The 6000-nt window shown below is 65.2% G+C and carries 5 protein-coding genes; 1 reads left to right on the plus strand and 4 read right to left on the minus strand.

The genetic code is table 11. The features are described 5' to 3' along the window. Positions 1-272: 272 nt before the first annotated feature. A complete protein-coding gene (gene fxsT / locus ACZ6DT_RS05015; protein ID WP_465588709.1) occupies positions 273-3152 on the minus strand; it encodes an FxSxx-COOH system tetratricopeptide repeat protein in 2880 nt (959 codons plus the stop codon). Positions 3153-3997: 845 nt separating this feature from the next. Between fxsT and ACZ6DT_RS05020 the strand changes: the two genes are divergently transcribed. Then, positions 3998-4306, plus strand: a complete 309-nt coding sequence (locus ACZ6DT_RS05020; protein ID WP_465588711.1) for a helix-turn-helix domain-containing protein — start codon at positions 3998-4000, stop codon at positions 4304-4306. A gap of 28 nt (positions 4307-4334) precedes the next feature. On the opposite strand, the gene ACZ6DT_RS05025 is transcribed toward ACZ6DT_RS05020, so the two are convergent. The 3 genes from ACZ6DT_RS05025 to ACZ6DT_RS05035 form a co-directional block, all read right to left on the minus strand. Continuing rightward, positions 4335-4943: a DUF3558 domain-containing protein gene (locus tag ACZ6DT_RS05025; protein WP_465588713.1), complete on the minus strand. Its 609-nt coding sequence runs from the start codon at positions 4941-4943 to the stop codon at positions 4335-4337. An 11-nt stretch (positions 4944-4954) separates the two neighbouring features. Next, positions 4955-5323: a hypothetical protein gene (locus tag ACZ6DT_RS05030; protein ID WP_465588716.1), complete on the minus strand. Its 369-nt coding sequence runs from the start codon at positions 5321-5323 to the stop codon at positions 4955-4957. Between the two features lie 172 nt (positions 5324-5495). Continuing rightward, positions 5496-5738, minus strand: a complete 243-nt coding sequence (locus ACZ6DT_RS05035; protein ID WP_465588718.1) for a hypothetical protein — start codon at positions 5736-5738, stop codon at positions 5496-5498. Positions 5739-6000: the final 262 nt, after the last annotated feature.

A 6000-nucleotide genomic window follows, 5' to 3' on the forward strand; every position in this document is an offset into this window, starting at 1 on the left:
CGGGCGTACCTGATTCGTGTTGCTGTATCTGGTTGTTGGTCGGTCTGCGCTGGTGGCGTATCAGTCGAGGTGGCGGGCGTCCCCGCCTACGGTGCCACTGTGGTTGGTTAGTTCGGGTTGCGCTCGATTCAGTCAACGTATCAGCCGCACCAGAATTGTCTGGCATCAACGGTCATCTGTTTCGTTGTCCGCCGACAGTTGGGATCATTCCATCCGGTTGACAGAGGACTCCTCCGCGTGGGTTGTCGCTGAGAAGTCCCGCCATCCGCTCGTCACAATGCGCTGGAATCGTCGTTTTTCGGCCTATAGGACGTGTCGGGTGCACGTCGGGGATCGATCCCGGTCACGCGGTGAATATCATCTAGCCAGTTGCCAATTATTGCTGTGCTCATTGGCCCGTCGGCCTCTTCGCGCCATCGGATGATTTCGGCCCGTGTCTTCAGGGTCTCAAGATGATCGGGACCGTGTACCCGGAGCAGGTCGGTCAACAGTGCCTCGAACTCGTCTGCGGCACCTGCTGGATCACCGCCCTCGCCCCGCCAGCGAGCGGCATCGCAGCGCATCCATAGTGTCTGCGGATGGTCGTGGCCGAGGATACGAATGTGGTCAGCCAGCACGGCTTCATGAGCGGCGATCGCTGCGGCTGGATTGCCGGCCTCGCCTAGCCAGTGGGCAAGTTTGCCGTGGGTGGCAAGGGTGGCGGGGTGGTCGGAGCCAAGGAGACGAACATGGTCGGCCAGCACATCCTGGAAAGCAACAACCGCTCCGGCCGGATCACCAGCCTCACCTTTCCAAGTAGCGATGCTGCCGCGGACCGCTAGGGTTTCAGGGTGGTCAGGGCCGAGTACACGGACGTGTTCGCCCAGCAGTTCCCCGAAATCGGCACCTGCTCCGGCCGGCTTCTCGCCCGCCATACGCCAGATGGCGAGGGTGTGACCAGCCTTCAGCGTGCTGGGGTGGTCGTTGCCGAGAAGACGAATGTGGTCAGCCAGCACTTGCTCAAGGGCTTTGGCCGTGGCATCCAGGTTGCCAGGAACTCCGCGTAGAACAGCAAGCATGCTGCGGGTCGCGAGGTTGTCGGGATGGTCGTTGCCGAGGAGACGAATGCGGGCGGCTAGCACTTGTTCCAGTGCGGCGGCAGCGCCAGCGTGGTCACCAGCGGACGCGCGCCAACGGGCGAGGTTGTGTTGAGCAGTCAGAGTGTCGAGATCGTCGGAACCGAGTAGACGAATGCGGTCAGCCAGAACCTCCTCGGTAGCGGCCACCGCCGCAGCCGGGTCGCCTGCCTCACCGCGCCAGCGCGCGAGGTGATACCGGCTGCTGAAAGTGTCAGGATGGTGAGGGCCGAGGAGACGAATGCGGTCGGCTAGCACCTCCTCTGTGGCAGCGGCCGCCGCGACCGGGTCGCCTGCCTCACCGTGCCAGGTGGCGAGGTTGGCGCGAATGGTCAGGACGTCGGGGTGCTCCGGCGGCAGTCGTTGCTGCGCGGACGTGAGAAGAAGCTGGTAGTGGCCGATGGCGCTGTTCAGCAGCCCAGACATGCCGAGGCTGTGACCAGCTTGGAAGAGAACAGCGTGCACGCCGGAGTCCCAGAGATGATCGTCTGCGGTGCGGTGGAGAGCCTCGGTGTTGGCGCGTAGTGCCTGCACCAGCGGGGCACTTAGTTCGATCTCCGGCCAGATCTCCAGGAGCCCGTTTCCACACATGCGGGCTAGCCGACCCCAGCGGGTAGAAGCGAGCGACTCTCGGGTCGTGCGCTGTACAAGCTGATGGACGCGGACTGCTCGGTGTGGTTCGGTCATGTCGAGGGTGATGAGGTTGAGCCTGTGTAGCAGATGCAGGGCGTCCTGAACGTCATCGCTGCTGACTGCGCTGTCGAGGAGATCAGCAAGGTAGCCGAGGAAAGGCGACGTGGTGAACAAAGCGTCCGGAATCCCGTTGGGGTCCAGTAGCGACGCAGCCTCCAGCAGGTGCCGGGCGAACCCCACAGGGCGGAGCCGGTCGGCGAGGTCGATCGAGAGTGACCAGATCGCGGCCACCGTGTCCCGGTGATCGTCAGGTAGCTCGTCGGCGGTGGGGAGAACGTCTTGCAGATCTCGTTGGTGGTCGGCTAGCCGAATCCGGTATTTGGTGCAGCTAAGACCACGATCGATGAGATAGGCCGCGACTTGCGCGAGCGCGAGCGGGAGGTGCCCCAGGTCATCGACGAGTCCGGCCGCATCATCGTCGAGCAGGTCGCAACGGCCGGCGAGCGCGGCCTCGAGGTACGCGAGTGACTCGTCGGGAGTGAAGACGCTGACCTCGATCCCAGCGCGGTCGGGGGTGACGAGTGTGGCGTCCCGGCGTCGAGTGGTCACGACCACCTGGCCTGTCGCGGAGTGTGGTGGCCACAAGCCGGTGAGGTCGCTGGGTTGTTGCAAGTCGTCCAGCACGACCAGCCATCTGTGGTCTGTCTCGGCAAACCAGGACAGGAGTCGTCGAACGGCCTGCTCGGTTTGGGCGGGGTCAATGTCGAGTAGCTCTGCCGCCGCATCGGCATATGCGGAAATGATGGCGTCCCGGCTGTGGGCGGAGATCCACATCAGCACGTCGACCCGGTCCGCGTCCCACGCTGTCTGGGCGTAGTCGGCCGCCAGCTGCGTCTTGCCAGCTCCGCCGAGGCCGGTCAGCACAGTGGTTGAGGTGTTGCGGGATCCGGTTGGAACGGCCGGGTTGCCGTCACTGACGGCTCGTTCCAAGGTCGGCACGGCCGCTCGAGTCTGAAACACGGCGGCACGGCGCGGCAAGGCACCGATGAGGCGGCGCCCTGACGCGGCTATCGGCCACGGTCTGGCCGTGATCTCTTGGTCGCTGTCTCGGATTGATCGGCGGCGCCTGTCCGCCGTGTCCAGGGTGACGAGCGCACCGTGATGAAACCGGGCTTGCTCGAGGAGCGATTCCGCTGGTGGGAGCCTCAAGCCGTTGAGCTTGCCGATCTCGACACACGCAGTGATGAACGCGGCAACGCGTTCCCATCGGGGCGGTCGGGTGAACCGGCCGTTTAACAGTTCCGAGATCGTCGTCTTTGCCAGCAGTGCTCGATTCCTCGCTGCCAGCTCGGCCAACGACGGCTCACCGGCCATCGCTCGGAGCTGCGTGAGTTGATCGACCAACCGGACTCGCGGATCCATCCCCACTTGTCGTACCCCTTCTCCGCGTTCGGAATCGTCCGAACTCCGGATACCGGAAACCTAGCTTCACCGGTCGCGACCACCAGGCCGTTTCCGGGAGCGAACCGAAATGACTCACCTGAACGGCCTAGTGCCGCATCGTGGTCATCCGCAAGTCCGCACTCTCGAACACCCGCCAACCACAAAGGAGCCACCCCCATGCCAAACTCCCGCCGTCACAGGCCTCGCCCACTCGTCCAGAGCACGCTGAACGGCCTCATCTCAGGTCTCGCCCGTGCGTTGGTCGAGTGGCTCGTCCAGCACATGAACATCTGACCTGACAACCGACGGCCACCCGTCGGCCTAGGACTGCCGAAGCGTGCCACAACACGTGCATGCACCTCACTCGACCGACATCGCCGACCCGCAGCTCACGCTGATTGGGCGAACTGGTCGCACCAAGCAATGCAGATGACCCATCTCGGCCCTGGCTTTGAGAGCGAGCGGGCCCGAATGGGGGAGTCCCGGCGCGGCAGCAGCGCGCCGGGACCCTCGCGTTCCACATCTACGACAGGGACAGGAATGCTGAACGACGACCCCCGCGACATTGGCGTCCGCGTACGTGGCGGGTGCCACGCTCGAAGGCCTCGCCGCCGAGCACGGCCTGACCTACCGATTCGTGCGCGAGAGCGTGCTCGCCGATGGCGTGACGCTGCGACCGGCGAAGGTCCGGATTCCGGAGTGCCGCCGGGCATGGTCAACCTGTGCGAGCGAGGCGCCTCGATGCTGCTCCAGGCCGGGATGACGCTGCGATCGCGAGGCAAGGTCCTCTACGTGATCGGGAAGCATTGACGGACGACCTCAGCACGACACTCCGGCGGGAATACGAGGACGGTGCCACGATCGCCGATCTGAAGTCCCGCCATGGCCTCACCTATCACCGGGCGCGGGTGCTGCTGCTGGCGGCGGGCACGACGCTGCGCAAGAACGGCCCGCCGCCAGTCGTCCCGGCGTCGCGGAGCATGGTGATCGCCTACGAAAACGGGATGACTATCCCCGAGGTTGCCGACAGCTTCGGCTGCACCTACAGCATGATGCGGCGGAAGCTGCTCGCGGCGGGGATCACGCCGCGAAAGAAAGGCCGTCGGCACGGTTGAGCCCGACGGCCTCGTCTTCGCCCCGCCGCTACTTCGCTGCCCGAAGTGTGGCTAGCACGCTGACCGCCGCTTGGCGCGCGGCGTCACACGCGTCCTTCTTACCGATGTTGCCCTCGGACTGCTCCGCCGCAACGGTGATGGTTTGGTCGTCGCTGGTGCCCAGCGCGACCGCACATCCGCCCTCGACGCGCTCGGCGAGCACCTCGTACGCGGTCACGGGGTAGCCCTCGATCGGTTCGAGGGGTTCGACGATCTTGTAGGCCTTGCCCTTGGCGGCGTAGACGGCAGCCGTTCCGCCGTCCGGCCCGTTGCCAATGACCACGTTGACCGAAGGACGCGACGTGGACGGGGTGATCCACACACACGCAGGTCCCGCCGACTCGTTCCGGGGTGTGGCTTCGACTTTGGGCCCGATGAGATCTTGGGCTTGCGTGCTGGTCAACGCGTCGCAAGGCGACTGCCGGAACCGGGCGAGGTCGATCGGATTGGCCACCTTGGGAACGTCAGGTCCGGGAACTTGGCCGGCCGAACTCGACGGCGCGGGGCTTGTCCCGCCACCGGACGGGGTCGGTGTCCCATCATGCGGGGTGGAGCAGGCAGACAGGACCAGCGCTGCCGCGCCGCAAACAACGATCATGCGTCGCGTCACTAGATACCCTTCGACTGCTGGTTGATGTCCTCGGTGGCCCGCTCTTCGGCAGTGGCGTACTTGCCGAGCGCGGCCACATACTTGTCGGCCATCTTCTCGCAGTAGGCGACGCGTTGATTCAGAGCCACGATGAGCGCTTCGCCAGAAGATCGGATGAGCTGGGCGTTGTCCCCGCTCGCGTACTCGGCGCCTGGCGGCTGAGCCTTCGCGAGGTGCCGCGCGTCCACGATGTCGTTCCGGTATTCCTGGGCAAGCTCTCGCCACTCCTTGACGAGTTCTTGCAGGGTGGCCTCGTCGTACTTGTACCCCGCGCCCTCCGGAACCGATGTGCCGTACGAACCGCCGGACGGCCGGAAGTAACCAGCCACGCCCAGGTCCAGACCAGGTTCATAGGCAGGCGATCCCTCAGACATGGATCACCCCTCGCGACTTACACCGCACCACAACGGCCGGACGACGCCGCCCTGAAACCCCGATCATCACGGAACCCTCCCCTAATGTTCATGTCGATCGGTCTCGAAGGCCGAGCATAGGGCATCGTTACGCGACTAGAGGGCTACTCAGCGAAGCCGACGGCCACCGTCGTCGCGCGGCGACAACCGGGGTGACCTTGCGGCGGGCGAGGATCGTCGAGGCGATCGAGCCGAGCATGCCGACGACAGACACGACGAGGTTGATCGTGGTGTCGGGGATGACGAGCCATCCGCCGGCGACGGCGAGCGGTTCGGCCTGGACGATGGCGGGCTGGCCGGCGGGTCCGTTGTGCTGGCCCTCATGCGGCACCGACCGCGAAGTTGTGCTTGGCGATGTTGCGGATGGTCACCATGGTGGCGCCGACCATCACGTGCCTCGGAAACACCCTCGCCGCTCACACACCCCGGCACACTGTTGATCACCGTCACTCAGATCGCACCCACGCCACCGCCGTGTCATCCCACAGGGCGACACGAGGGACTGTTCCAGGATCGGTGTTTCCGGCCCGACACGCCGGGCTGAGGTCCGGCGGGATGGGCACTGTGAGTGATGACATCGGACCTTGTGAGTC

Source organism: Amycolatopsis sp. NPDC041971 (assembly GCF_055588925.1).